This is a genomic window from Streptomyces sp. SD15 (assembly GCF_054462255.1).
The window spans coordinates 23,398-46,615 of sequence record NZ_JBTLMO010000050.1 but is presented as its reverse complement, the minus strand read 5'-3'; the positions used below and the strand labels follow the sequence as shown (position 1 = coordinate 46,615).

The window sequence follows — 23,218 nt, the reverse complement described above, 5'->3', positions numbered from 1 at the left end:
GCGGATCGCCGCATTCCCGGCACAAAACCTGTCTCACGAGGCCACGCGGACCGTAGCCGGCCCCTGCCGTGACACCCCCGCGACCGGTTGGACGGAAGAGCCCGCAGATTAGTACGAGGGAGCCGATCATCCAAGAGCCCGAGCCTTTCGAGCCCGAAGCCACCCGCCGCGACGCGGATGTCACGGAGAGCTCCCGCGCCAATCGTGGCTGGTGGGACCGGAACGCGGACGAGTACCAGATAGAACACGGCACGTTCCTCGGGGACGACCGTTTCGTATGGGGACCCGAGGGCCTCGACGAGGTGGAGGCCGAGCTGCTCGGCCCGCCCGAGGACCTGAAGGGCAAGGACGTCCTGGAGATCGGCGCCGGCGCGGCACAGTGCTCGCGCTGGCTGGCCGCCCAGGGGGCTCGTCCGGTCGCCCTGGACCTCTCCCACCGCCAGCTCCAGCACGCGCTGCGCATCGGCGGCCGGGTGCCGCTCGTGGAGGCCGACGCGGGCGCGCTGCCCTTCGCGGACGGTTCCTTCGACCTCGCGTGCTCGGCGTACGGCGCGCTGCCGTTCGTCGCCGACCCGGTCCGCGTGTTGCGGGAGGTCCACCGGGTCCTGCGCCCCGGCGGCCGCTTCGTCTTCTCCGTCACGCACCCGATCCGCTGGGCGTTCCCGGACGAGCCGGGCCCGGAGGGACTGTCGGTCTCCGCCTCGTACTTCGACCGCGTCCCGTACGTCGAGCAGGACGACGAGGGCAACGCGGTGTACGTCGAGCACCACAGGACGGTCGGCGACCGCGTCCGCGACATCGTGGCCGGCGGCTTCCGCCTCCTCGACCTCGTCGAACCCGAGTGGCCCGCCTGGAACACCCAGGAGTGGGGCGGCTGGTCCCCGCTGCGCGGGAATCTGATCCCGGGGACGGCGATCTTCGTGTGCGAGCGGGACTGAGGCAGTGGTGTGCGTCAAGGATCACGCGCGCGTGGGGGATGCCGTGACGCTCGTACGAGACTAGGGGCGTGATCCGTTACGACGCCCTGGACCCGCTGCCCGTACGCGGCGCCCTGCCCGGTCTGAACGACGCCCTGGAGGGCGGCGGCAGTGCCGTGCTCGTGGCGCCGCCCGGAACCGGCAAGACCACCCTCGTACCACTGGCGCTCGCCGGTCTGCTGGACGACGGGCGGCCGGAGCGTCGGGTCGTCGTGGCCGAGCCGCGCAGGATCGCCGCCCGGGCCGCCGCGCGGCGGATGGCGTGGCTGCTCGGCGAGAAGGTCGGCGAGAGCGTGGGGTACACCGTGCGGGGGGAGCGTGTGGTGGGTCCACGCGCGCGCGTGGAGGTCGTCACGACGGGGGTCCTCCTGCAACGGCTGCAGCGGGACCAGGAGCTGGCGGGCGTCGACGTGGTGGTGCTCGACGAGTGCCACGAGCGGCATCTGGACGCCGACACGGTGGCCGCTTTTCTGTGGGACGTACGGTCCGCGCTCCGTCCCGAGCTGCGGCTCGTGGCCGCTTCCGCGACGACCGACGCCGAGGGATGGGCCCGGCTGCTGGGCGGTGCCCCGGTCGTCGAGGCGCACGGCGTGTCGTATCCGGTCGAGGTGGTGTGGGCGCCACCGGTGCGGCCCGTCCGGCCGCCGCACGGTATGCGGGTCGACCCGGCGCTGCTGACGCATGTGGCGTCGGTGGTGCGGCGGGCGCTGGCCGAGTGCGAGGGCGATGTCCTGTGCTTCCTGCCCGGAGTCGGAGAGATCGCTCGGGTGGCGGGCGGGCTGGGTGACCTGGGTTCGGTCGAGGTGCTCCAGGTGCACGGGCGGGCGCCGACGGCCGTCCAGGACGCGGTGCTGTCCGGGGGTGCCGGGCGCCGGGTGGTGCTGGCCACGTCCGTGGCGGAGTCGTCGCTGACGGTTCCCGGGGTGCGGGTGGTCGTCGACTCCGGGCTGGCCCGGGAGCCGCGGGTGGACCACGCGCGGGGGCTCAGCGCCCTGACCACGGTACGGGCCTCGCAGGCGGCGGGGCGACAGCGGGCGGGGCGGGCCGGTCGTGAGGCGCCGGGGCGGGTGTACCGCTGCTGGTCCGAGGCCGAGGATGCCCGTCTCACGCGCTTTCCCGCGCCGGAGATCAAGGTGGCCGACCTGACGGCGTTCGCCTTGCAGGCGGCCTGCTGGGGCGATCCGGACGCGACCGGGCTGGCGCTGCTGGATCCTCCGCCGGGCGGGGCGATGGCGGCGGCGCGGGCCGTTCTGTCGGCGGTGGGTGCGGTGGATTCGGCCGGGCGGGCCACCGAGCGGGGTGTACGTATGTCCCGGCTGGGCCTGCACCCGCGCCTGGGCCGGGCCCTGCTGGACGCGGCCCCCGAGATCGGCGCGGACCGGGCCGCCGAAGTGGTCGCCCTGCTGAGCGAGGAGCCGCCCCGGGAGTACGGGGACGATCTGGCGGCGGCCTGGCGGGCCGCCCGCCGTGGGGGTGATGCCTATGCGACGCGCTGGCGCACGGAGGCGAAGCGTCTGCGCTCCGCGTCGACCGCCACGGCACGCACCCCCTCCCAGCCCCCTGCCGGCAGGCATGCCCCGAGCGAGCCGAGCGCCGACGCTCCCTCCGGGGACGGGCCGCCGGGCGGGGCCGGTGCGGGCCAGGACCGCACGGGTGCGGGGCGGCGGGGCGGGGGCGGTGACGACCGGGTCGTCGGGCTGGTGGCCGCTCTTGCGTTTCCTGAGCGTGTCGCGCGGGCTCAGGGCGGCTCCTACCTCATGGTCGCCGGTACGCGCGCCGAGCTCGGGGACGGCACAGGTCTGCGGGGAGCCCCCTGGCTCGCTGTCGCCGTGGCCGACCGGCCCGTCGGTGCCGGGCACGCGCGCGTGCGGCTCGCCGCCGTGATCGACGAGGACACGGCGCGGCGGGCCGCGGCGCCCCTGCACGCCGAGGGCGACGAAGTGCACTGGGCCGACGGCGACGTCGTCGCGCGGCGGGTCGAGCGGCTCGGGGCCGTGGAGCTGGCGGTGCGGCCGCTCAAGAACGCCGACTCCGGGCTCGTACGAGAAGCGCTGCTCGAAGGGCTGCGGGAGGACGGCCTCGGCCTGTTGCGGTGGTCCCAGGATGCCGAGGTGCTGCGACGGCGGCTCGCCTTTTTGCGACTGCACCTCGGCGATCCCTGGCCCGACGTGTCCGAGGACGCGCTCCACGCGCGCGTGGACGAGTGGTTGGAGCCGGAGCTGAGCCGCGCCCGACGGCGGGCCGATCTGGCGCGGATCGACGCCGGGCAGGCACTGACCCGGCTGCTGCCGTGGGCCACCGGCGACGCGGCCCGTCTGGAGGAGCTCGCGCCCGAGCGGATCGAGGTACCCAGCGGGTCCAGGATCCGGATCGACTACGACGACCCCGAACAGCCGGTACTCGCCGTCAAGCTGCAGGAGATGTTCGGCCTCCACCAGTCCCCGACCGTCGCCGGCGTGCCCGTACTCGTCCATCTACTCTCGCCCGCCGGCCGCCCCGCCGCCGTCACCGCCGACCTCGCGTCCTTCTGGAAGGACGGCTACAGGGCCGTACGGGCCGAACTGCGCGGCCGCTACCCCAAGCACCCGTGGCCCGAGGACCCGGCCACCGCCGCACCGACCCGGCACACGAACGCGCGTCTCAGGCGTTGACCGGCTCCGGCTCCACGGCCTCGGTGGGGGCAGGGTCGCCCGGGCGGCGGCCCCGCGCCTCCAGGTAGAGGGAGAGGGACAGCAGCGCCGCGCCCAGGATCAGGAAGCCCCACGGCAGGTACGAGGTCAGGAAGAGGATCAGGGTGCGGTTCGACTTGACCAGATCGACGGTGTGATCGATGTAGTCCTCGCGCATCTTCACGTGGCCGGAGAAGGCGGTCACCTTGTCGCGGTCGCCGAGCAGCGTGCCGCCGCGCAGTTCCTCCTGGTGGATCTCCTCGCCGTAGACCGGCGCGCCGGTGACCGGTTCCACCCAGAACTTGCGGACGGTCGTGTACCAGCGTGTCGTGCCCGTCTTGGCAACCGACTCCGGAGTGATGCCCTCGACGGGCATGACCTTGGGGAACTTGACCTTCGTCCAGGGGATGGTCTGCTCGAAGTAGTAGACCTTGACGCCGCGGAAGTTCTGGGTGCCCTCGTAGTGGATGGGGGCCGAGGTGCGGGTCTGCGCGTCGAAGTACTCGTAGTCCCGCTTCTCCGTCCCGAAGGGCCACTTGAACTCGATGCCCTCCCGCTGGACGGGGTCGCCGTCGACGGACTCTCCGGTGGCGTGGACGGGGTCCTGGCTGTGCGCGTCGAAGATGTAGCGCTCGGGGAGCTTGGAGACCATCTTGCCGTCGGGGCCCTGCACATAGGAGAGGGAGTCCCAGACGACGACGTCGCGGCCCGCGGTCCTCTCGATCCGCTCGGAGGCCTCGACGTTGCCCTTGAGGGTCTGTACGACGGTGACCTTGGGGACCTTCCTGGCCGTCATGGTGCCGTAGTCGAGGAGGGTCGCGTTCTTCGCCTCCAGGACCATGTCCTGGTACTGGCCTGCGGGGATTTTGGCCAGGCGCGGGAAGGCGTACCAGCGCAGCAGCGGGGACAGCGCCGTGCAGAACACGGCGAGGGCGAGCAGGATGAGGCTGGCCTTGCGGCGCATCTCGGTGTCCTTCCCTGGGAGTTACGGGTGTGCGGGCACGGTCGTCAGCAGCGGCTTCGGTGATGTCCGGCCGGCCGGTGAGCCCATGGCCGTGATCGTGAACACCAGGGCGAGCGCGACGACGAGACCGGTCGCGGCGGCGATGAGAGCACGCATGCGGAGCCTCCCGAAGGACGGAGGATCGAGAACTGATACATCGTCAGGTCGGGCACCGTAGCAACGGCGGGGCGAGATGAGAACACGTTGCGCACACAGACGAGGGCGCCCCCTCCGCCGGAAGCGGAGGGGGCGCCCTCGATGCGCGTAGGACTATGAAGTGGCTATGAAGTGGCTACGGCGGCGGCGACCTTCAGCTCGACCGTCAGCGTCGCGCCGCCCGTCGTCGTGATGCGGAGCAGGTACGTGCCGGCCGTGTCGTCCGCGTACAGCTTCGGCAGCTTCAGTACGCCGTCGGCGTCCGTCGTGAGGCTCGTGAGGGTGCGGATCGTCTTGCCGTCCGCGTCCTTGAAGTAGGGGCCCTTGTCGTTCTCGGTCGCGTCGTCCGCCGACTTGATGAGCGTCGCGGTGGCCGCGACCTTCCCCGCGACGGCACCCTTGTAGGTGGCCTTCACCTCGACCTGGTCGGCGAACTCTCCGCCCGGCACACAGGTCAGCTCGGTGGCGCTGGTGCGGGCGAGGGTGTCGGCCTGGCGCGCGGTGACGCTCGCGGTGTAGTCGAGTCCGGCCAGGACGCGGCCCACGACGGTGGCGCGGACCGTGAAGTCGCCGGTCTTCTCACCCGCCACGAGCGCGGGTGCGGTGGCCGTGCCGGCGCTGTTGGTGACCACCGTGGCGACGCTCTCGCCGCCGGTGAAGGTGGCGTCCGTGTCGCCGATGATCGTGAACCGCACCCGGACCTTCGCCACAGCCTTGTTCGCCTTGGTCTCGGTCCGCACGGCGACCTTGGCGTCGAAGGCGCCGCCCGCGGTCGCGGTGAGGTTCCCGGTGCCCGCGTCCTCCAGGTGGTCCACCGTAGCGGTGGGCGTGGTGGGCGTGGTGGGCGGCGTCGGCGTGGTGGGCGGGGTCGGCGTGGTGGGCGGCGTCGGCGTGGTGGGCGGCGTCGTACCCGGCGGGGACGGCTTGGGGGGCTTCGGACCCGGCGTGGAGGACTCCGGCGTCGACGGGGTGGGATCCGTCGTGGAGTCGTCGTCGCTCCGGTTCGAGGGCAGGGTGCCCGTGCCGTCCGGAACCTCGTGGGTGCCCTTGCGGTAGTACTCGAGCCACGACAGGACCGTGTTGAGGTAGTCCGTCGAGTAGTTGTAGTTGAGGATCGCGGCGTTCATCTCCGACTGCACGGACAGATCGCGATCGAACCGGCACAGATAGTGGCCGGCCGCGAGCGCCGCGTCGTAGATGTTGTTGGGGTCTTCCTTGCCGTCGCCGTTGCCGTCACGGCCCGACCACGCCCAGGTGGAGGGGATGAACTGCATGGGGCCCACCGCGCGGTCGTACGCGCTGTCGCCGTCGTACGCGCCGTTGTCGGTGTCGGCGATCAGCGCGAAGCCGTTGCCGTCGAGCTTGGGGCCGAGGATCGGCGAGAACGTCGTGCCGTCCGCGTCGACGCGCCCGCCGCGGGCCTGGCCCGACTCGACCTTGCCGATGGCGGCGAGGAGCTGCCAGGGCAGATTGCACCCCGGCTTGGACTCGCGCAGCGAGGCCTCGGCCTTCTTGTAGGCGTCCAGGACGGTCGCGGGTATACCGGCCTCCGCCTCGCCCACGGAGACGGCCGTGCCCGCGCTCGGCGACGCGCTCGAACTGGGGCTCGGATTCGGGCTGTTCAGCGGCGGAAGGTCCGTGTAGTACGGCGAGTCGCCGGTCGCGCCGCCACCGCCGTCGCTGCTCGCGTCGGACGAGGCCTGGGCGCCCGTGGATTGGCCGCCTTGGTCCTCGGTGGTCACCCCCGGAGCCTGGGAGGCGGACAGGGCCGCGACCACGATCGCGGCCACGGCGGTGGTCGCCGCCCCCTTGCGCAGCCTGCCGAATTGCGCCGCCATTGCGTGAACCCCTCCCGTGGACGACCGCCCGCGCTCCGCGCGTTCTCTTCCCTTGCCTCTTCCGCTGATCGACCGCGCTCCCCTCAGCACGGCAACCCAAGTGACCCTACGACAACTTCCGTCGCCCAGACACCCGTTCGTGCCCGATTTTCACCAGTTGGCCATGTGGGATTGTCCAAGGTGACCCGGACCTCGGGTGGCCCGCCGGAGCGTTTCCCTACGGTCCCTCATACTGGCCGCCGACGATCACCGAGGCCGACGCATGCGGCCAACATCATCCACAGGGGGACAATTTGCCCTTCACTCTCAGCCACGCGGCGGCCGTACTGCCCGCCGTCCGCGGTGACGGGAGCGGTCGCGGCCGACTGGTTCCGGCCGTCCTCGTGGCCGGTTCGTTCGCCCCCGACATGACCTACTACGCGGCGAGCGTGCTGCCCGCGGCGATGGAGTTCGGCACCTTCACGCACTCCATCGCCGGCGTCTTCACCTTCGACGTACTCGTCGCCTGGGCGCTCGTGGGCGCCTGGCTGGTGCTGCGCGAACCGCTGGTGGCGCTGCTGCCGCGGGCCCGGCAGGGACGCCCCGCGGGGCTGCTGCGCTGCGGGACGCCACGTCGGCCGGTGCGTCCGTCGGCGGCGTTGTGGTGGTACGTCTCCGCAACGCTCGGCGCACTGACGCACGTCCTGTGGGACGCGTTCACTCATCACGACCGGTGGGGGGTACGGCTGTTCCCCGTCCTGGAACAGGAGGCCGGCGGCTCGCCACTGTTCTGGTACGCGCAGTACGGCAGTTCGGCCGTGGCGGCCGTCGTGATCGTGGCCTTCGTGGTCGTCGCGCTGCGGCGGACGCCCCCCGGCGAGCCGGTCGGGGTACCGGTGCTGTCCCGTTCCGACCGCTGGCTCGCAGCCGCCGTCATCGGGGCCTGCGCACTGGTGGGTGCCGTACAGCGGGCTTCGCGCTGGTGGGCCTACTGGGGCTCCAGCGCGAAGCCGTGGGAGTTGATCCCGACGCTGTGCTTCGGTGCGGGCGCGGGCCTCGTACTCGGCCTCGCGCTGTACGGCGTCGGGGTCAGGATGTGGCGTCCTGCTCCGGCTCGTCCCAGCCAGGAACCGGCTCGTACGGAGCCGAACCGTCCGACGCCTCGCTGACCTTGCCCTCCGGAGTGGGTCCCTGGACGAGACCGCGCCCCTGATCGAGGCCGCGGTGGACGGCCCGGGCGATGCGCTCGATGGTGCGAACCCCGTACGCCATCGTCGGGTTGTCGTGCGACATGACGACGATGCGGTACGTGCGGTGGGGGCCCGTGAACGCGCCGACACTGTGCACCCGCCAGCCGTGCGTGGACCGGGGCAGCCAGCCGTTCTTGAGGTGCGCCGTCAAACCTTTCGGCATGCCGGCGGGCGCGCCCCAGCGCTGGTCGGCGCGGACCTGGCTGAGCAGCTGGAGGCCGTGGGCGCGGGTCTTCAGGAACGAGCGGGCGTTGGTGAGTACGTCCAGCAGCCGCAGCTGATCGGCGGCCGTGGTGCGGGTCAGACCCCAGTAGCCGGCCGGGCCGAGCTCGGTGCCGGTCGTCCCTACGCGGGTCAGGAAGCGGTCCAGAACGGCCCGGCCCAGATTGCCCCACAGCCGCTGGGCGGCCGCGTTGTCCGAGACGGTGATCATCGGGCGTACGTTGGCGAGCTCCCACTTCGTGAGGGCGCGCCGCAGCTCCTCCGAACGGTGCAGGGTGGCCTCCATGATCGTGACCTTGGCGACGCTCGCCGCGTCGTACTGACGCTCGCTCGCGAAGGCGCACGTCAAGCCGGTGCCGTCATCGTGCACCGCCAGGGAGACCGTGCCCCCGCGTGACGACAGCACCGCCAGGATGTCGCGGGACATCCTGGCGGCGAGATCGGGGTTGCGGACGGAACGGCAGAGCGCGGGCACCTGGACGCTGCTCGCGCCCGCGGCCACTGGGGGCATCGGCGCGAGCAGCGCTGAGACAACGGCTGTGGCTAGGGCCGTGCGACCACCGAGCATGCGTATACCCATGCCCGCATCCTTACGGTCCCCCACCCGGGAGGCGCCGCTACGAGGGCCACGCGAGTGACGGGTCCCTCCGAAGGCCGAACGGAACACATGGGGCCTGCGCCCCGGCCTGCCCGGGCGGGGCGACGCCCCGCGGACGACATCGGAGAGGCCGGGACACCCATGCCCAGGGACCGGAACGGCCTCGCCCTACGGGCCCCCCAAAGAGCCCGGGCCACCCATCGCCTTTCCGCGCAGGGGCTTGCCCCCGTGGAGGTGCCCCTCCCGGTCGGCTCGGCACCGTCGAAAGACGCCGCACTGGTTGCGCGCCGCCGCGGCGGCAGGAAACCCAAGCGCCCGGCTCCACAGCGTCGCAGGCTCTCAGCGCCACGGACACCCAGCCCCACCGACCACGGATGCCAAGCTCCACCGACCACGGATGCCAAGTTCCACGGACCCGCAGACATCCCACCCACGGACCCCACCGTCGCCCGGCCCCGTAACCCCGGACACCCACAGACACCGCCTCACCGCCGGAGGCTAGTGCGCTGCCGACTCCCAGTCCGGGCCCGAGCCGACGGAGACGTCCAGGGGGGCCCGCAGATGGACGCCGGACGCCATCTCGCGACGGACCAGTTCCTCGGTCTTCGCGCGCTCGCCCGGGGCGATCTCCAGAACGATTTCGTCGTGGACCTGGAGGAGCATGCGGGACTTGAGGTCGGCCTCGCGCAACGCCCGGTCGACATTCAGCATGGCGATCTTGACGATGTCCGCGGCAGTGCCCTGGATGGGCGCGTTCAAGGCCATGCGCTCGGCCATCTCGCGGCGCTGACGGTTGTCGCTGTTCAGGTCGGGGAGGTAGCGGCGACGGCCGAACAGCGTCTCCGTGTAGCCCGTGGCACGCGCCTCGTCGACCACGCGGCGCAGATAGTCGCGCACCCCGCCGAAGCGCTCGAAGTACGTGTCCATCAGGCCACGGGCCTCGCCCGCGTCGATGTTCAGCTGCTGGGAGAGACCGAACGCCGACAGCCCGTACGCCAGGCCGTACGACATCGCCTTGATCTTGCGCCGCATCTCCGCGTCGACCGCGGACCGCTCCACCGAGAACACCTGCGAGGCAACCGTGGTGTGCAGGTCCTCGCCGGACGTGAACGCCTCGAGCAGGCCCTCGTCCTCCGACAGGTGGGCCATCACGCGCAGCTCGATCTGGCTGTAGTCCGCGGTCATCAGCGACTCGAAGCCCTCGCCGACCACGAAACCGCGGCGGATCGCGCGGCCCTCCTCCGTGCGGACCGGGATGTTCTGCAGGTTCGGGTCCACCGACGACAGACGGCCCGTCGCGGCCACCGTCTGGTTGAAGGTGGTGTGGATGCGGCCGTCCCCGGCGATGGTCTTGATCAGACCCTCGACCGTCACCCGCAGCCTCGCCTGCTCGCGATGACGGAGCATGATCACCGGCAGCTCGTGGTCGGTCTGCGTGGCCAGCCAGGCCAGCGCGTCCGCGTCCGTCGTGTAACCCGTCTTCGTCTTCTTCGTCTTGGGCAGGTCGAGCTCGCCGAAGAAGACCTCCTGAAGCTGCTTGGGCGAACCAAGATTGAACTCGTGCCCGACGGAGGCGTGCGCCTCCTTCACCGCCTGCTGCACGGCGCCGGCGAACATCTGCTCCATGGCCTCCAGGTGCGCCCGGTCGGCCGCGATGCCATGCCGCTCCATACGGGCCAGCAGCGCGGACGTCGGCAGCTCCATGTCACGCAGCAGATCGGCCGCACCGACCTCCGCCAGCTTCTCGCCGAACGCCCCGCCCAGATCGAGGATCGCGCGGGCCTGCACCATCAGCGCCTCGGCCTCGGCCTGCTCGTCCGTGCCGAAGGCGAGCTGCCCATCGGCAGCGGTGGCGGGAGCCAGCTCCCGCCCCAGGTACTCCAGGGACAGCGCGTCCAGCGCGAACGAGCGACGCCCCGGCTTCACCAGATACGCGGCGAGCGCCGTGTCCATGGACACACCCTCCACGCTCCAGCCGTGCTCGGCAAAGACCCGCATCGCACCCTTGGCGTTGTGCAGCACCTTCGGCTTCCCGGGATCGGCGAGCCACTTCGCAAACGCGTTCTCGTCGGCCTCGTCCAGCTGCGTCGGGTCGAACCACGCGGCCGCCCCGCCCGCCGCGGCGAGCGCGACCTCGGCCACCGCGCCGGTACCCAGCGCCCACGAGTCGACCGTGGCCAGCCCGAGGACCGCCTTGCCGTGCTCGGCGAGCCACGGCTTCAGCTCGCCCGCACCCAGCACCACACCGTCCAGCTCGACACCCGCGGCGACCGGCTGCACCGCCTCGGCCTCCTCCGCCCCCGGGTCGACGGCGAGGAGACGCTCACGCAGCGACGGGTTACGGATCTCCAACGTGTCCAGAACCATCGCCACGGCCGTCCGGTCGTACGCGGCACGCTCCAGGTCGGCGACCGTCCTCGGCAGCTCCACATCCTTCACCATCTCCGTGAGACGGCGATTGAGCTGCACCGCCTCCAGGTGATCACGGAGGTTCTGCCCGGCCTTGCCCTTCACCTCGTCGACGCGCTCGACCAGCTCCGCGAACGAACCGAACTGGTTGATCCACTTCGCGGCGGTCTTCTCGCCGACACCGGGGATGCCCGGCAGATTGTCCGACGGATCGCCCCGCAGCGCCGCGAAATCGGGGTACTGCGCCGGCGTCAACCCATACTTCTCGACGACCTTCTCCGGAGTGAAGCGGGTCAGCTCCGAGACGCCCTTCGTCGGATACAGCACCGTCGTGTGCTCCGAGACCAGCTGGAACGAGTCGCGGTCACCCGTGACGATCAGCACCTCGAAGCCCTCGGCCTCGGCCTGCGTGGCCAGCGTGGCGATGATGTCGTCGGCCTCGAAACCGTCCACCGCGAACCGCTGCGCGTGCATCGCGTCCAGCAACTCGCCGATCAGCTCGACCTGCCCCTTGAACTCGTCCGGGGTCTTCGACCGGTTCGCCTTGTACTCCGTGAACTCCTCCGAGCGCCACGTCTTGCGCGAGACGTCGAACGCCACCGCGAAGTGCGTGGGCGCCTCGTCGCGCAGCGTGTTCGCCAGCATCGACGCAAAACCATAGATTGCGTTCGTCGGCTGCCCCGTCGCGGTCGTGAAATTCTCCGCGGGCAGCGCGAAGAACGCGCGGTACGCCAGCGAGTGCCCGTCCATGAGCATCAGCCGCGGACGGCCCGTGCCTGCGGTTTTCCCGGTCTTCTTCGATGCTGTTTCTGCCACGACCCCGATCCTGCCACGGCCCACTGACATCGAGAGCCCTCCCGGCCCGCCCCGAACGCTGTCAGCGCCGCGTGCGAGGATCGAAGCCGTCGGGGAGACACACAAGCGGACGTGTACACGTGGAGGGGGTCAGCGATGGCCAGCAAGCCGCCCAAGGGCGATCCGGTTCAGGACGCGCCGCAGGTCACCGAGCCGAAGAACGCCGCGGCCGGGCTGCCCGCCATCGGCCACACCCTGCGCATCGCGCAGCAGCAGATGGGCGTGCGCCGCACCGCGCTCACCCTCCTGCGCGTCAACCAGAAGGACGGCTTCGACTGCCCGGGCTGCGCCTGGCCCGAGCCGGAGCACCGGCACACGGCGGAGTTCTGCGAGAACGGCGCGAAGGCGGTCGCCGAGGAAGCCACCCTGCGCCGCGTCACCCCGGACTTCTTCGCCGCGCACTCGGTCACCGACCTCTTCGGCCGCAGCGGCTACTGGCTGGGTCAGCAGGGCCGCCTCACCCACCCCATGTACCTCCCCGAAGGCGCCGACCACTACGAGCCGGTCTCCTGGGAGCGCGCCTTCGACATCGTCGCCGAGGACCTCGCCGCGCTCGACTCCCCCGACGAGGCCCTCTTCTACACCTCCGGACGCACGAGCAACGAGGCCGCCTTCCTCTACCAGCTGTTCGCCCGCGAACTCGGCACGAACAACCTGCCGGACTGCTCGAACATGTGCCACGAGTCCTCGGGATCCGCCCTCTCCGAGACCATCGGCATCGGCAAGGGCAGCGTCCTGCTCGACGACCTCTACAAGGCGGACCTGATCATCGTCGCCGGGCAGAACCCCGGCACGAACCACCCCCGCATGCTCTCCGCCCTGGAGAAGGCCAAGGCCAACGGCGCGAAGATCATCACCGTCAACCCGCTGCCCGAGGCGGGCCTGGAGCGCTTCAAGAACCCGCAGACTCCCCAGGGCATGCTCAAGGGCGCCGCCCTCACCGACCTGTTCCTCCAGATCCGCCTCGGCGGCGACCAAGCCCTCTTCCGCCTCCTCAACAAGCTCGTCCTGGAGACCGACGGAGCCGTCGACCAGGAGTTCATCGACGAACACACCCACGGCTACGAGGAGTTCGCGACCACCGCCCGCGCCGCCGACTGGGACGAGACACTCACCGCGACCGGCCTCACCCGGGAGAAGATCGACGAGGCCCTGCGGATGATCCTCGCCTCCCGGCGCACCATCGTGTGCTGGGCGATGGGCCTCACCCAGCACAAGCACTCCGTGCCGACCATCCGCGAAGTCGTCAACCTCCTCCTGCTGCGCGGCAACATCGGCCGCCCCGGCGCCGGCGTATGCCCGGTCCGCGGCCACTCCAACGTGCAGGGCGACCGCACCATGGGCATCTTCGAACGCCCCGCCCCCGCCTTCCTCGACGCCCTGGAGAAGGAGTTCGGCTTCGCCCCGCCCCGCGAACACGGCTACGACGTCGTACGAGCCATCCGCGCCCTGCGCGACGGTGACGCCAAGGTCTTCTTCGCCATGGGCGGCAACTTCGTGTCCGCCTCCCCCGACACCGAGGTCACCGAGGCCGCCATGCGCCGCGCCCGCCTCACCGTCCACGTATCGACGAAACTGAACCGCTCACACGTGATCACCGGCGCCCGCGCCCTGATCCTGCCCACCCTCGGCCGCACCGAGCGCGACCTCCAGGTCGGCCCGAACGGGAAAAGCACAGAGCAGTTCGTCACCGTCGAGGACTCCATGGGCATGGTGCACGCCTCACACGGCCGCCTGGCGCCCGCGAGCGACCACCTGCTGTCCGAACCCGCCATCGTGTGCCGCCTCGCCCGCCGCGTCCTCGGCGACGAATCCCGCACCCCCTGGGAGGAGTTCGAGAAGGACTACGCGACCGTCCGCGACCGCATCGCCCGCGTCATCCCCGGCTTCGAGGACTTCAACGCACGCGTCGCCCACCCCGACGGCTTCACCCTCCCGCACGCCCCGCGCGACGAGCGCCGCTTCCCCACCGCCACCGGCAAGGCCAACTTCACCGCCGCGCCCGTCGAGTACCCGAAGCTCCCCGAAGGCCGCCTGCTCCTGCAGACCCTGCGCTCGCACGACCAGTACAACACCACCATCTACGGCCTGGACGACCGCTACCGCGGCATCAAGAACGGCCGCCGGGTCGTCCTGGTCAACCCCGAGGACGCACAGTCCCTCGGGATCGCCGAAGGCTCGTACGTCGACCTCGTCAGCGAGTGGCAGGACGGCGTCGAGCGGCGCGCCCCCGGCTTCCGCGTCGTGCACTACCCGACCGCCCTGGGCTGCGCCGCCGCGTACTACCCGGAGACCAACGTCCTCGTGCCGCTCGACGCCACCGCCGACACCAGCAACACCCCGGCCAGCAAGTCCGTCGTAGTCCGTCTGGAACAATCGACCACCGACTGAGCGTTTGCTCAGCCAGTGCGCCAGAGTGATCCACGACGTCGACGATCGGAGCCGGCCCCATGGGCGAGCAGAGCCACGTGAAGTTCCCGCAAGAGGTCATCGACGAGTACGCCTCGCTCGGCGTCGACCTGCCCGCCCTCTTCTCAGCAGGTCACCTCGGCACCCGCATGGGCGTCCAGATCGTCGAGGCCTCCGCGGACCGCGTCGTCGCCACCATGCCGGTGGAGGGCAACACCCAGCCGTACGGCCTCCTGCACGGAGGCGCCTCCGCCGTCCTCGCGGAGACCCTCGGCTCCATCGGCGCCATGCTCCACGGCGGCAGCTCCAAGATCGCCGTCGGCGTCGACCTGAACTGCACGCATCACCGCGGAGCGCGTTCCGGCCTCGTCACCGGCGTGGCCACGCCCCTGCACCGGGGGCGATCCACGGCGACGTACGAGATCGTCATCACGGACGAGAACGGCAAGCGCGTCTGCTCCGCCCGACTGACCTGCATGCTCAAGGACGCACCCACCGGCTGACCGCCGTGAGTCAGCCGTCTGGTGCGCGGTGCTCGACGCGGCTGATCCGCTGTGTGGCCGCGATCGCGGCCACCTGACCGTCGCCGACCGGCAGGTCGAGGAGATGGATCACCCCGGCCGGCCGTGTCCCGGCCCGCAGTGGTCGCAGGTGCGGTCGATACGAAACACCTCGGGAGCGGCCCGCAAGTACCGGCCGCCTGCCGCTGGAACCCGCGGGACGTGATGAACGTGTTCCGCGCGGCGCCCGCCCGCATCTCGCTCGCCCGCGTGCGCTCCTCGGGGCTCAGGAACCCGAACCAGGTGCCGTACGTGCGGATCGGCACCGACCAGAGGCGGCACCCGCCGGTGCCGGGCAACTCCTCCAAGGCCGTTACGGGGCGGATACGGCGAGCCGGTCACGGTCCGCGTCCGCCACGTAGTGCCAGCGGCGGATGAGGGCGCGGGACACCAGGAAGACCAGTACGCCGTCGAGGGTGTGCCAAAGGAAGTGCGCGCCCAGCGGGAAGGCACCGCAGACTTCCTCGTCCACCGTGCGGGCGAACAGCGCGACCGCGAACACCACGGCCGCCACGGCGAATTGCCGCCACTGGGCGGCCCGGCCCGCCTCCCGCGACCCACGCAGCGTCACCGCCAGGCCGGTCATCAGCAGCAGTACGGGGACGTACATGCCGGAGCGATTGGGGATCAACCCACCGGCCAGCACGCCGAACACGGCGGTGAAGGCCACGAAACCGGCCACTGCGAGCACGCACCGCCGCCAGGCGAGACCGTAGAACCAGCGCAGGAAGCACCCGAGGTAGAAGAGCACGAACAGTGTGATCGGCACGACGTCCAGCGCCTGGGACCACCGCGTCGCCAGCGTGTGGAAGGCGAAGCTGCCGATGCCGATGAGCGCCATGAGCGGGGCCAGGAGCCCGATGCCGGCAGGCACGGGCCGACAGGGCCGCAGGATGCGCCAGATCGCCAACGCCGCCACGACGAAGGCGAGGTTGGTCACCGCGTTGACGGGCTCGGCCCAGAAGGCCGCCGACCCTCGCTCGCAGTACTCGTCGAGGTGCTCGTTCCAGTTCACAGGCCTCATCCTGTCGAGCGATCGGTCCAACTGCCGGTTCCAGGACACGAATACAGGGAGCGCGCCGATGCCCCGGCGCCGTTGATCCCGGGCACCCGGCCCCTTAGCGTCAAGGTATGGGAACGGCAGGAGCCCCCTGGACTCGGGCAGCGCTCGGGACAGGGCTCACTCTCCTGACCTTCGGCCTGCTGACCGGGTGCGGGGAATCCGGCGTGAAGGACGGGGCGGAGGACGGGACGACGGCGGCCGCGCGGAGCTCCGCGCGGACCGGCTCCGGTACGCCGTCGGCGTCCACGCCTCCCGAGGACCTGTGCGCCCGACTCGTCTCGTACTGGTCGCGAGAGGCACTGGACCAGGACAGCTACGGGGACTACCAGTCGATGGGCCTGTCCAACGGGCAGTACGAGATCCTGATGAAGGTCGTGGACGCCGCCCGGGCCGAAGAGAAACGCAAAGGCGCGGAGGCGGCCGAGCAGTTGATCGACCGCCGGGCGCGCGAGCTGTGCGCGGAGCGCTACCGCGACGGCGCCCCGAGCGGAGGTCCCTGGCAGTGAGCGGCATCGGTCCCGTCGAGCCGGGCGAGGGCACCCGCGAACGGGACATCCCGGAAGCGGACATCCCGCTGCCCCCGGAGGTCCCGCGCGGGCCGCTCATGCGGCTGTACGCCCGGCACCGCCGCGCCGCGCTCGCCGCCGCGATGTCCGCCGCCGTCCTCGTCGTCGGCGGCTATCTCTACGCCACCCGGCCCCGGCAACCACCGGCGCCCGCCCCGCCGTACCCCTCCCAGGTGACCGATGTCGCCTACGCGGGCAAGGAGGACCCGCCCCGGAACGGGCCGCGCGGGGCCTTCACCTTCGCGGTGGAGCTCACCGTGCGTTCCGGCCCTCCGGTCACCGTGTTGCGGATCGAACAGCCCTCCTCCAGCTACTCCCTCACCTCGGATCCACGCCCCCCGTTCCGGACGAACGCCGGATTTCCACACAAGATCACGATCACCGTGCACGTGAACGAATGCGCAAAAGTGCCCCGGAACGCCGGATTCCCTTTCCTGGATGTAACTCTGCGTAATACGCGCGCAATACAAGTGCACAGCTTCATCCTTGGTGAGCTATACGCACAAGACCTCTCGGAAGCACTCCAGGTAGCCTGCGGCAACAATTCCGCGTCATCACCAAAGCCCTAGAACACTCCTGAGCACACCCCCTTCGAGTCCTGCGCGTTCTCAACATGCGGACAGGGCGAATCAGCCTGAATTCCACTGTTCCACCCACTCAGTACCGCTCTGCATTACCTCGTGTCATAACAAGAGCGTCACAGCCTTCGTCAGACCCTCCTCGATGTTCCCTGCCCCCGCTTAGAGTCACGCCCAGTCACCGCGCCAGGGATTCGAAATCATTTCGGCTCAGCTCAGCGCTCGACTCGGCCGCTTCCATGGGGGAGGGCCGCGCCAGGGAAAGGACTGACCGTGCGTCAACGTTCGTTCATCGCCATCACCGCCGCGCTGGCGGCGGGAGCACTCACCCTTACCGCCTGCGGCTCGCGCGACGACGAAGGCTCGGGCTCCGGCGACAGTGGCACCACCGTCACCATCGGCATCGACGCCCCGCTGACCGGCGACCTGTCCGCTCTGGGCCTCGGCATCAAGAACTCCGTGGACCTCGCCACCAAGCAGGCCAACGAGAAGAAGTACGTCGACGGCATCACCTTCAAGATCGAGGCCCTCGACGACCAGGGGCTGCCCTCCCCGGGCCAGCAGAACGCCACCAAGTTCGTCGCTGACGACAAGGTCCTCGGCGTAGTCGGACCGCTGAACTCCTCCGTCGCCGAGTCCATGCAGAAGATCTTCGACGTCGCCAAGCTCGTCGAGGTCTCCCCCGCCAACACCAACCCGGCCCTCACCCAGGGCGTGGACTGGAACACCGGCACGAAGACCCGCCCGTACAAGTCGTACTTCCGCACCGCGACCACGGACGCCATCCAGGGCCCCTTCGCCGCGCAGTACGTCTACAACGACTCCAAGAAGAAGAAGGTCTTCGTCATCGACGACAAGAAGACCTACGGCGCCGGCCTGGCCGCCACCTTCACCGAGGAGTTCAAGAAGCTCGGCGGCACGGTGGCCGGCACCCAGCACATCGACCCCGACACCAAGGACTTCTCCGCGGTCGCCACCCAGGTGAAGAGCTCCGGCGCGGACGTCGTCTACTACGGCGGCGAATACCCGCAGGCCGGCCCGCTCAGCAAGCAGATCAAGGCCGCGGGCGCCAAGATCCCGGTGGTCGGCGGCGACGGCATCTACAGCGCCGACTTCATCAAGCTGGCCGGCGCCAGCGCCAACGGCGACCTCGCCACCTCGGTCGGCGCGCCGGTCGAGGAGCTCCCCTCCGCCAAGGAGTTCGTCGCCAACTACGAGGCCGCGGGCTACAAGGAGGCCTACGAGGCGTACGGCGGCTACTCCTACGACTCCGCCTGGGCGATCATCGAGGCCGTGAAGAAGGTCGTCGACGACAACGACGGCAAGCTCCCGGACGACGCCCGCGCCAAGATCACCGAAGCCATGCAGAACGTCTCCTTCGACGGTGTGACCGGCAAGGTCTCCTTCGACGAGTTCGGTGACGCGACCAACAAGCAGCTCACCGTCTACGCGGTCGAGAACGGTGCCTGGAAGCCCGTGAAGTCCGGTACCTACACAGGCTGACCCCCACCCGCACCACGGAAGAGCCGCGCGGGGCGCTGCACCACAGGCGCCCCGCGCGGACTCACATCCGGCCACATTCGTCGAACATCCGACATCCGAACGTCTCGGAGGACATGCGGTGAACGAACTGCCGCAGCAGCTGGTCAATGGCCTGCTACTGGGATCCATGTACGGGCTCGTCGCCATCGGCTACACAATGGTCTACGGCATCGTCCAGCTCATCAACTTCGCCCACGGCGAGATCTTCATGACCGGGGCCTTCGGCGCTCTCACGGTCTACCTGTACATCCTGCCCGACGGCACCACCATGTGGCTCGCGCTGCCCCTGATGCTCATCGGCGCCATCCTCGTCTCCACCACGATCGCCGTGGGAGCCGAACGGTTCGCCTACCGCCCGCTGCGCGGCGCACCACGCCTCGCCCCCCTCATCACCGCCATCGGCCTCTCCCTCGCCCTTCAGCAGGCGGTGTGGGCCTGGTACCCGGACGCCAAGTCCGCCATCACCTTCCCGAGCATCCCCGGCGGGCCCTTCGAGATCGGCAGCGTCACCATCCAGACCGGCGACGTCTTCCTCTTCATCGCCGCCCCCATCAGCATGGCGATCCTCGCCTACTTCGTGATGAAGACCCGCACCGGACGCGGTATGCAGGCCACCGCCCAGGACCCGGACACCGCCAAGCTCATGGGCATCAACACCGACCGCATCATCGTGGTCGCCTTCGCCCTCGGCGCCACCTTCGCCGCCGTCGGGGCCGTGGCCTACGGATTCAAGTACGGCCAGATCGACTTCCGCATGGGCTTCCTCCTCGGCCTCAAGGCCTTCACCGCCGCCGTCCTCGGCGGCATCGGCAACATCTACGGAGCCATGATCGGCGGCCTCGTCCTGGGCCTCGCCGAAACCATGGCCACCGCCTACATCGCCGACGTCCCCGGCATGTCGCAGCTCGGCGGCCAGTCCTGGGCCAACGTCTGGGCCTTCGTACTCCTCATCCTCGTACTCCTGTTCAGGCCACAGGGCCTGCTCGGCGAGCGCGTGGCGGACAGGGCGTGACACCGATGACCACACAGACCACCGCTCCCGAGACGCCCAACACCCCGACCCCGGGAACGCCCAAGGGCCTCGTCGCCATCCCCCCCACCATCGGCCGCGCCCTCGCCACCGGCGGCGGCGCCCTCGCCGTCGTCTCCGCCTTCCTCGCCTGGACCTGGACCTCCGAATTCCCCGGTGACCTCACCGTCTACGGCTACCCGGGCGGCCTCCAGGTCCTCGTCCTCATCGGCGGCGCCCTCACCACCCTGTTCGGCCTCGCCTCGTACGGCATCAAGGGCCTGGGCTGGCTGGTACCCGCGGGCGCCTCCAGCGCCATCAAGCTCGCCGCGCTCGGCACCTTCGCCACCGCCTGGTACACGGTCATCGCGATCACCGTCCAACTCGGCGGCGTCGTCAACCTCGAACCCGGCGGCTACATCGTCGCCATCGCCACCCTCGGCTCCCTCCTCGGGGCGCTCTCCCTGCCGTTCCAGCGGCCGGAGCCCGACATCGCCGACCCCGAGGACACCCCCCGCGAGCGGCTCCTCCTCGACGTACGCAACACCGTCAACGTCATCAAGGCCGCCTTCGCCTCCGGCACCCCCACCCCGGCCCGCAAACTGCCCGCGTACGCCGAGATCCTGATCATCGTCGCGACACTCGCCCTGGGCCTGATCGTCTTCACCTACGGCATCGGCACCGAGTACGACGAGCTCTTCATCGGCTTCCTCATCACCACGGGCTTCGGCTTCGCCGCCGCCGCCAAGGCCGGCCTCGCCAGCAGGGTCTCCGCCCTCACCGCGAAGCACCGCAACGTGACGATGCTCGGCGCGTTCCTCGCCGCCGCGGCCTTCCCCTTCACCCAGTCCGACGACCAGTACGCGACGATCGGCGTCTACATCCTGATCTTCGCCACCGTCGCCCTCGGCCTGAACATCGTCGTCGGCCTCGCCGGCCTCCTCGACCTCGGATACGTCGCCTTCCTCGGCGTCGGCGCCTACACCGCGGCCATGGTCTCCGGTTCCCCGTCCTCGCCGTTCGACGTCCACCTCCCGTTCTGGGCCTCGGCCCTGCTCGGCGCCGCCGTCGCCATGGTCTTCGGCGTCCTCATCGGCGCCCCCACCCTGCGGCTCCGAGGCGACTACCTCGCCATCGTCACCCTCGGCTTCGGTGAGATCTTCCGCATCGCCGTCCTCAACATGGACGGCACCTCGGGCCCGGACATCACCAACGGCTCCAACGGCATCGCCTCGATCCCGAACCTCAACATCTTCGGCTTCGACTTCGGCGCGGAACACACCTTCGCCGGCTTCACCATCGCCCGGTTCGCCAACTACTTCCTGCTGATGCTCCTCATCACGCTGGTCGTCGTGGTCGTCTTCCGGCGCAGCAGCGACTCCCGCATCGGCCGCGCCTGGATCGCCATCCGCGAGGACGAGACCGCCGCCCTCGCCATGGGCATCAACGGCTTCCGGGTCAAGCTCATCGCCTTCGCCCTCGGCGCCGCCCTCGCCGGACTCGCCGGTACCGTCCAGGCACACGTCACCTACACCGTGACACCCGAGCAGTACACCTTCGCCGCCGTCGTCCCTCCCAACTCGGCGTTCCTGCTCGCGGCAGTCGTCCTCGGCGGCATGGGCACCATCAGCGGCCCGCTCGTCGGCGCCGCACTGCTCTACCTCATCCCGGCCAAGCTCCAGTTCCTCGACGACTACCAGCTCTTCGCCTTCGGTCTCGCGCTCATCCTGCTGATGCGCTTCCGCCCTGAGGGCCTCATCCCGAACCGGCGCCGCCAGCTCGAATTCCACGAAGACGCGGAAGCACCCACAGTCCTCAGCAAGGCAGGGGCCTGACCACCATGACTACCGACACCACCACCCCGGCAGCCTCCTCCGGCGCCAACGCTCCCGGCGAAGTCGTACTCGACGCCCGCGGCGTCACCATGCGCTTCGGCGGCCTCACCGCCGTACGCAACGTCGACCTCACCGTCAACAGCGGCGAGATCGTCGGACTGATCGGCCCCAACGGCGCCGGCAAGACGACCTTCTTCAACTGCCTCACCGGCCTCTACATCCCCACCGAGGGCGAGGTCCGCTACAAGGGCACCGTTCTGCCGCCCAAGTCCTTCAAGGTCACCGCGGCAGGCGTCGCCCGCACCTTCCAGAACATCCGTCTCTTCGCCAACATGACGGTGCTGGAAAACGTCCTCGTCGGCCGCCACACGCGCACCAAGGAAGGTCTCTGGTCCGCACTCCTGCGCGGACCCGGCTTCAAAAAGGCCGAGAAGGCATCCGAGGAACGCGCCATGGAACTCCTCGAGTTCATCGGCCTGGCCGCCAAGCGCGACCACCTCGCCAGGAACCTCCCCTACGGCGAGCAGCGCAAGCTCGAGATCGCGCGAGCCCTGGCCAGCGAGCCGGGCCTCCTGCTCCTCGACGAGCCCACCGCCGGCATGAACCCGCAGGAGACCCGGGCCACCGAGGAACTCGTCTTCGCCATCCGCGACATGGGCATCGCCGTCCTCGTCATCGAGCACGACATGCGGTTCATCTTCAACCTCTGCGACCGCGTCGCCGTCCTCGTCCAAGGCGAAAAACTCGTCGAAGGCGACAGCGAAACCGTCCAGGGCGACGAGCGCGTCATCGCCGCCTACCTCGGCGAACCCTTCGAAGACGCCCCCGGCGACGAAGAAGTCGCCGAAGTCGAAGCCGCCGAGGCACACGCCGACACCACGACGGACGCCGCGCCCGGCAAGGAGAACGACCGATGACCGCACTACTCGAAGTCGAGGACCTCCGAGTCGCCTACGGCAAAATCGAAGCCGTCAAAGGCATCTCCTTCAAGGTCGAAGCCGGTGAGGTGGTCACCCTCATCGGCACCAACGGCGCCGGCAAGACCACCACCCTGCGCACCCTGTCCGGCCTCCTCAAGCCCGTCGGCGGCCAGATCAAGTTCCAGGGCAAGTCGCTGAAGAAGACTCCCGCCCACCAGATCGTCTCGCTGGGACTCGCCCACTCCCCCGAGGGGCGGCACATCTTCCCCCGCATGACCATCGAGGACAACCTGCGGCTCGGCGCCTTCCTCCGCAACGACAAGCCGGCCATCGAGAAGGACATCCAGCGCGCCTACGACCTCTTCCCCATTCTCGGGGAGCGCAGGAAGCAGGCCGCGGGAACGCTCTCCGGCGGCGAACAGCAGATGCTGGCCATGGGCCGGGCCCTGATGTCCCAGCCCAAACTCCTCATGCTCGACGAACCCTCCATGGGCCTCTCGCCGATCATGATGCAGAAGATCATGGCCACCATCGCTGAACTCAAGTCCCAGGGCACGACGATCCTCCTCGTCGAACAGAACGCCCAGGCGGCACTCTCCCTCGCCGACCACGGACACGTCATGGAGGTGGGCAGCATCGTCCTCTCCGGTGCCGGGCAGGACCTCCTGCACGACGAGTCCGTGCGGAAGGCGTATCTGGGCGAGGACTAGGTTCTCGCGCCCATACGACGAGGCCCGCACCCCCAGTCGGGGAGTGCGGGCCTCGTCGTACGTACAGCTG

Annotated in this window: 18 protein-coding genes; 12 read left to right on the top strand and 6 right to left on the bottom strand. The window is 70.1% G+C overall.

Annotated elements, in window-relative coordinates:
* Positions 1-68: 68 nt before the first annotated feature.
* Positions 69-938, top strand: a complete 870-nt coding sequence (locus tag ACX28W_RS35005; protein WP_459004033.1) for a class I SAM-dependent methyltransferase — start codon at positions 69-71, stop codon at positions 936-938.
* A 68-nt stretch (positions 939-1,006) separates the two neighbouring features.
* Positions 1,007-3,628 (top strand): ATP-dependent RNA helicase, encoded by a 2,622-nt coding sequence (locus ACX28W_RS35000; protein ID WP_459004032.1) that lies wholly within the window; start codon positions 1,007-1,009, stop codon positions 3,626-3,628.
* Here ACX28W_RS35000 and ACX28W_RS34995 read toward each other — a convergent pair.
* The 3 genes from ACX28W_RS34995 to ACX28W_RS34985 all read right to left on the bottom strand — a co-directional run bounded on the left by ACX28W_RS34995 (position 3,618) and on the right by ACX28W_RS34985 (position 6,643).
* Positions 3,618-4,610, bottom strand: coding sequence for a DUF3068 domain-containing protein (locus tag ACX28W_RS34995; RefSeq protein WP_459004031.1), 993 nt, complete (start codon positions 4,608-4,610; stop codon positions 3,618-3,620). The two genes, ACX28W_RS35000 and ACX28W_RS34995, sit on opposite strands and share 11 nt — an antisense overlap.
* A gap of 21 nt (positions 4,611-4,631) precedes the next feature.
* Entirely contained in the window at positions 4,632-4,766 is a 135-nt protein-coding gene (locus ACX28W_RS34990; protein ID WP_362082752.1) for an SPW_0924 family protein, read from the bottom strand.
* Positions 4,767-4,930: 164 nt separating this feature from the next.
* A complete protein-coding gene (locus ACX28W_RS34985; RefSeq protein WP_459004030.1) occupies positions 4,931-6,643 on the bottom strand; it encodes a lytic transglycosylase domain-containing protein in 1,713 nt (570 codons plus the stop codon).
* A 293-nt stretch (positions 6,644-6,936) separates the two neighbouring features.
* Here ACX28W_RS34985 and ACX28W_RS34980 point away from each other — a divergent pair, with 293 nt between their 5' ends.
* Positions 6,937-7,791: a DUF4184 family protein gene (locus ACX28W_RS34980; protein WP_459004029.1), complete on the top strand. Its 855-nt coding sequence runs from the start codon at positions 6,937-6,939 to the stop codon at positions 7,789-7,791.
* Here ACX28W_RS34980 and ACX28W_RS34975 read toward each other — a convergent pair.
* Both ACX28W_RS34975 and polA read right to left on the bottom strand, forming a co-directional pair.
* Positions 7,712-8,674 (bottom strand): serine hydrolase, encoded by a 963-nt coding sequence (locus ACX28W_RS34975; protein ID WP_459004028.1) that lies wholly within the window; start codon positions 8,672-8,674, stop codon positions 7,712-7,714. The genes ACX28W_RS34980 and ACX28W_RS34975 overlap by 80 nt on opposite strands.
* A gap of 516 nt (positions 8,675-9,190) precedes the next feature.
* Positions 9,191-11,917, bottom strand: coding sequence for a DNA polymerase I (gene polA / locus ACX28W_RS34970; protein ID WP_459004027.1), 2,727 nt, complete (start codon positions 11,915-11,917; stop codon positions 9,191-9,193).
* 135 nt (positions 11,918-12,052) lie between these two features.
* On the opposite strand from polA, the gene ACX28W_RS34965 reads away from it, so the two are divergent.
* Together ACX28W_RS34965 and ACX28W_RS34960 are read left to right on the top strand one after the other, a co-directional pair.
* Positions 12,053-14,347, top strand: coding sequence for an FdhF/YdeP family oxidoreductase (locus tag ACX28W_RS34965; RefSeq protein WP_459004026.1), 2,295 nt, complete (start codon positions 12,053-12,055; stop codon positions 14,345-14,347).
* 59 nt (positions 14,348-14,406) lie between these two features.
* On the top strand, positions 14,407-14,868 hold the full coding sequence (locus tag ACX28W_RS34960) for a PaaI family thioesterase (protein ID WP_459004025.1): 462 nt from the start codon (positions 14,407-14,409) through the stop codon (positions 14,866-14,868).
* A gap of 370 nt (positions 14,869-15,238) precedes the next feature.
* Here the strand turns inward: ACX28W_RS34960 and ACX28W_RS34955 are convergent, their stop codons facing one another.
* The gene (locus ACX28W_RS34955) at positions 15,239-15,940 is read right to left on the bottom strand and encodes a ceramidase domain-containing protein (protein WP_459004024.1); all 702 of its coding nucleotides are present in this window, start codon (positions 15,938-15,940) and stop codon (positions 15,239-15,241) included.
* A 116-nt stretch (positions 15,941-16,056) separates the two neighbouring features.
* Here ACX28W_RS34955 and ACX28W_RS34950 point away from each other — a divergent pair, with 116 nt between their 5' ends.
* From ACX28W_RS34950 to ACX28W_RS34920, 7 genes are all read left to right on the top strand, one after another.
* Positions 16,057-16,494 (top strand): hypothetical protein, encoded by a 438-nt coding sequence (locus tag ACX28W_RS34950; protein ID WP_459004023.1) that lies wholly within the window; start codon positions 16,057-16,059, stop codon positions 16,492-16,494.
* Entirely contained in the window at positions 16,491-17,123 is a 633-nt protein-coding gene (locus tag ACX28W_RS34945; protein WP_459004022.1) for a Tat pathway signal sequence domain protein, read from the top strand. The genes ACX28W_RS34950 and ACX28W_RS34945 overlap by 4 nt, the downstream gene beginning before the upstream one ends.
* 282 nt (positions 17,124-17,405) lie before the next feature.
* Complete coding sequence (locus ACX28W_RS34940) at positions 17,406-18,635, top strand: branched-chain amino acid ABC transporter substrate-binding protein (RefSeq protein WP_459004021.1); 1,230 nt, start codon at positions 17,406-17,408, stop codon at positions 18,633-18,635.
* 118 nt (positions 18,636-18,753) lie between these two features.
* Positions 18,754-19,686 (top strand): branched-chain amino acid ABC transporter permease, encoded by a 933-nt coding sequence (locus ACX28W_RS34935; protein ID WP_459004020.1) that lies wholly within the window; start codon positions 18,754-18,756, stop codon positions 19,684-19,686.
* Positions 19,687-19,691: 5 nt separating this feature from the next.
* Complete coding sequence (locus tag ACX28W_RS34930; protein WP_459004019.1) at positions 19,692-21,518, top strand: branched-chain amino acid ABC transporter permease; 1,827 nt, start codon at positions 19,692-19,694, stop codon at positions 21,516-21,518.
* A gap of 5 nt (positions 21,519-21,523) precedes the next feature.
* Positions 21,524-22,435 carry an ABC transporter ATP-binding protein gene (locus ACX28W_RS34925; RefSeq protein ID WP_459004018.1) on the top strand — a complete coding sequence of 304 codons (912 nt, stop codon included), beginning with the start codon at positions 21,524-21,526 and terminating at the stop codon, positions 22,433-22,435.
* Positions 22,432-23,148 (top strand): ABC transporter ATP-binding protein, encoded by a 717-nt coding sequence (locus ACX28W_RS34920; protein WP_459004017.1) that lies wholly within the window; start codon positions 22,432-22,434, stop codon positions 23,146-23,148. The genes ACX28W_RS34925 and ACX28W_RS34920 overlap by 4 nt, the downstream gene beginning before the upstream one ends.
* Positions 23,149-23,218 lie beyond the last annotated feature (70 nt).